4 protein-coding genes are annotated in these 3,728 nt (G+C 72.9%); 3 read left to right on the forward strand and 1 reads right to left on the reverse strand.

All coding sequences use genetic code 11. The features are described 5' to 3' along the window. Both ITI46_RS33665 and ITI46_RS33670 read left to right on the forward strand, forming a co-directional pair. On the forward strand, nt 1–296 hold a 296-nt coding region (locus tag ITI46_RS33665), incomplete at its 5' end, for a winged helix-turn-helix domain-containing protein (protein ID WP_209243746.1). 13 nt (nt 297–309) lie between these two features. Continuing rightward, nucleotides 310–1,884 (forward strand): sensor histidine kinase, encoded by a 1,575-nt coding sequence (locus ITI46_RS33670; RefSeq protein ID WP_209243747.1) that lies wholly within the window; start codon nt 310–312, stop codon nt 1,882–1,884. Between the two features lie 206 nt (nt 1,885–2,090). Here ITI46_RS33670 and ITI46_RS33675 read toward each other — a convergent pair whose 3' ends face one another. Beyond that, complete coding sequence (locus ITI46_RS33675) at nt 2,091–2,321, reverse strand: chaplin (protein ID WP_209243748.1); 231 nt, start codon at nt 2,319–2,321, stop codon at nt 2,091–2,093. A gap of 333 nt (nt 2,322–2,654) precedes the next feature. Between ITI46_RS33675 and ITI46_RS33680 the strand changes: the two genes are divergently transcribed. After that, the gene (locus ITI46_RS33680) at nt 2,655–3,701 is read left to right on the forward strand and encodes a chitinase (protein WP_209243749.1); all 1,047 of its coding nucleotides are present in this window, start codon (nt 2,655–2,657) and stop codon (nt 3,699–3,701) included. The last annotated feature ends 27 nt before the right edge of the window (nt 3,702–3,728 follow it).

Below are 3,728 nucleotides of genomic sequence, written 5' to 3' on the forward strand. Positions count from 1 at the left end.
TCGTCGACCCGCTGCGCCGGCTGGCCCAGCTGGACGGGGTGGTGCTGGACCTCACCCGGCGGGAGTTCGACCTGCTCGCCTTCCTGGCGGCGCGGCCCGGCGTCGTCGTGCCGCGCAAGGAACTGCTGGCCGAGGTGTGGCAGCTCTCGTACGGGGACGACCAGACCATCGATGTGCATTTGTCATGGCTGCGGCGGAAGTTGGGGGAGACGGCCGCCCGGCCCCGCTATCTGCACACCCTGCGCGGGGTAGGCGTCAAGCTGGAGCCGCCGCAGGGCGAGGGCGGCCCGGCGTGAGAGGCGGTCCGGCGTGAGATGGGCGCTGGTGAAGGTCTGCCTCGCCGTGACGGTGATGGTGGTGGTGGCCTTCGCCGTGCCGCTGGCGCTCGTCGTCCGGGAGACCGCGCGGGACCGCGCCTTCGCCAACGCCGAGCGGCAGGCGTCCGCCATCGCCCCCGCGCTGGCCATCACCCGCGACCGCCGCGAACTCCAGCGCGCCGTCGCCATCACCCAGGCCGGCGCGGAGGGCCGGATCGCGGTCCACATACCGGACGGTACGGATGGCGGGGGAGGCAGCGGCGACGGAAGTGACGGTCGCGACGGCCGTGACGCCCGTAACAATGGTGACGCCCGCGAGGGCCGTGACGACCGCGACGGCGACAAGCCGAGCACCGCCGACGCGGACAGCAACGGCGACCGCGCCGACCGCGCCGACCGCGGCGACAATCGCCGCGCCCGCGGCGACGAACCGGCCGTCGGGCACACCCGCGCGCCCGACGACCGGCTGGCCGCGGCGCAGCGGCTCGGCCGGGCCTCCACGGTCCCCGTCGGCGGCGGGTACGCGCTGCTGCGGCCCACCGCCGTCGCGGGCGGAAAGGTCGCGGTGGTGGAGGTCTTCGTACCCGACGAGGAGGTCACCCACGGCGTGGCCACCTCGTGGGTGCTGCTCGCCGGGGTGGGCGTCGCGCTGATCGTCGGCTCTGTCGCGGTCGCCGACCGGCTCGGCACCCGGATGGTGCGGCCCGCCGAACGGCTCGCGGGCGCGGCACACGACCTGGGCGAGGGCGAACTGGACGTCCGGGTGCCCGTGGAGGGGCCCAAGGAGCTGCGCTCGGCAGCCGTCGCCTTCAACTCCATGGCCGACCAGGTCGTCCAACTGCTGGCCGGCGAGCGGGAGCTGGCCGCCGACCTCTCGCACCGGCTGCGCACCCCGCTGACCGTACTGCGGCTCAACGCGGCCTCGCTGGGCGAGGGCGACGCCGCCGACCAGACCCGGGCCGCCGTCGCGCAGTTGGAGGGCGAGGTGGACCGGATCATCAGCGCGGTCCGCGAGCAGCGCGCCCAGTCGCCGGGTGGCGGGAACTCCGTCGCCTCCGACGCGGCCGAGGTGGTCCGGGAGCGGATGGGCTTCTGGTCGGCGCTGGCCGAGGACGAGGGCCGGGAGGCACGGGTCGCCGGGGTGGAGCGCCCGGTGCGGGTTCCGGTCGCCCGGGCCGAACTCGCCGCCGCCGTGGACGCGCTGCTCGGCAATGTCTTCCGGCACACCCCAGAGGGCACCGCCTTCTCCGTCGACCTGCACAGCGGCGGCCCCGGCAGCGACGCCGTCATCGTGCTGGTCTCCGACGCGGGGCCCGGCATCGCCGACCCTCAGGCAGCGCTGCGCCGCGGCCACGGTGCGGGCGGTCCCGGCTCGACGGGGCTGGGCCTGGACATCGTGCGCCGCGTCGCGGAGTCCACCGGCGGCGACGTACGGCTGGGGCGCTCGGTGCTCGGCGGTACGGAGGTGCGGGTGTGGCTCGCGCTACGGAGCAGCGCGGGCCGCGGCCCGGCGGGCGGGCGCGGGCGCCGAAGCCGCCGGGCCCGCCACACCTCGCACGCGGGCTGACGCCACATCAGGCTCTGCCCCTGAAGGGCCGGGCGGCCCTCCGCTCACCCCGGGCTGACGCCACATCAGGCAGCCCCCTCCCGCCTCTCAAGGGCGCCGAGTGACCCGCCCGCTCCGTTCAGCCCCTGCGCGCACAGCAAACGCCGCCGGGTCCGGCCCGTCGGTGCGGGCCCAAACCCGGCGGCGCAGAAGCAGTGCGCTGCCGCTTACTTAGCGATGCACTTGTTCCCGGCTGCCGGGTTCAGCAGGGCGAGGATGTCGACGGTGTTGCCGCAGACCTGGATCGGGATGTCGATCGGCACCTGGACGACGTTGCCGCTGAGCACGCCCGGCGACTTGGCGGCACCGCCCTGGGCACCCGCATCGGCGGCGGCGACGGAGGCACCGCCCAGAACGAAGGTGGCGGCGAGGGCGGCCGATGTCACGTGACGAAGCATGGTGTTCTTCCTCCGGGAGACAGACAACTTGCCACCATCCAGGCACAGCGCCCCCGGCCACGTCGTTGTGACTTTCCGACGACCGCCGCATCCTCACCCCTCCGGGTGGGCCGGGTGTGCGGTGAACGGAGCAACGGCGCGGCCCGTCTGTGCACCCCGGTTCCGCACGGCCCGGAACGCGCCCTCTGCCGCCGCCCCTTAAGCAGGCCCTTTCCGCTGCCTTAAGAGCTCCCTAAGGACATCGGCCGAAGTCTGCAACACGGCGTTTGTCCGGTTCCCCGTCAGTAATGTGCTGCCTCGTTACATCCCCCACACCAACGAGGCAGCGAATCGATGACGAAGACGACGAACACAGCGGGCCACCGCCGCCGCACCAGTCGCACCACCAAGGCCGTCATGAGCGCCGCCGCAGCGGCCCTGGTGACCGGTGGCGGCTTTCTCCTCGCGGGCAACGCGACGGCGGGCGAGGAGTCGGGCTCGGGGTCCCAGGCCGCCGGCACTTCCTTCGCGCCGTACGTCGACACCTCGCTCCAGCCCTCGTACGACCTCGTGGAGAGCGCCGGGAAGACCGGTGTGAAGGAGTACAACCTCGCGTTCGTCACCAGCGGCGGCGGATGCGAGCCCAAGTGGGGCGGCAACCAGGAGCTGGAGGACAACCCGGTCGCCAAGCAGATACCCGACCTGCGCGCCAAGGGCGGCGACGTACGCGTCTCCTTCGGCGGCGCCAATGGCTCCGAGCTCGGTCTGGCCTGCAACTCGGCCGACGAACTGGCCAAGGCGTACGGGCAGGTCATCGACGCCTTCGACCTCAAGAAGATCGACCTGGACATCGAGGGCGCCGCGCTGCCCGACACCGAGGCCAACGAGCGGCGCGCCAAGGCCCTGGCACAGCTCCAGAAGAGCCACTCTGGCCTGGACATCTCCTACACCCTGCCGGTGATGCCCGAGGGCCTCACCGAGCCCGGCGTCGCGCTGCTGAAGAACGCCAAGGAGAACGGGGTCAAGGTCTCGGCCGTCAACATCATGGCGATGGACTACGGCCCCTCCTACGACGGCGACATGGGTGAGTACGCCACCAAGGCCGCCACCTCGGCCCACAAGCAGGTCGCCGAAGCGCTCGGGCTCGACGACGCGGCCGCGTGGAAGGCGCTGGCTGTCACCCCGATGATCGGCGTCAACGACGTCAACGTCGAGGTCTTCAAGCCCGAGGACGCCAAGGAGCTCCGCGCGTTCGCCGACGAGCACGGCCTGGGCTGGCTGTCCATGTGGTCCGGCACCCGGGACAAGGCGTGCCCCGGCGGCCCGAAGGACCATGCGGACCCGACCTGTTCCAGCATCGACCAGCAGCCCTACGAGTTCAGCAAGGCATTCGCCGGCTGACCTGAACCACCCCCCACGGCCACCCCC

This window comes from Streptomyces oryzae (assembly GCF_017676365.1).
GTDB lineage: Bacteria > Actinomycetota > Actinomycetes > Streptomycetales > Streptomycetaceae > Streptomyces > Streptomyces oryzae.

What these genes read in the sequence shown, in the direction of transcription:
- ITI46_RS33680 (WP_209243749.1), top strand. Translation starts at nt 2,655, where the DNA reads ATGACGAAGACGACGAACACAGCGGGCCACCGCCGCCGCACCAGTCGC.
- ITI46_RS33675 (WP_209243748.1), bottom strand. Translation starts at nt 2,321, where the DNA reads ATGCTTCGTCACGTGACATCGGCCGCCCTCGCCGCCACCTTCGTTCTG.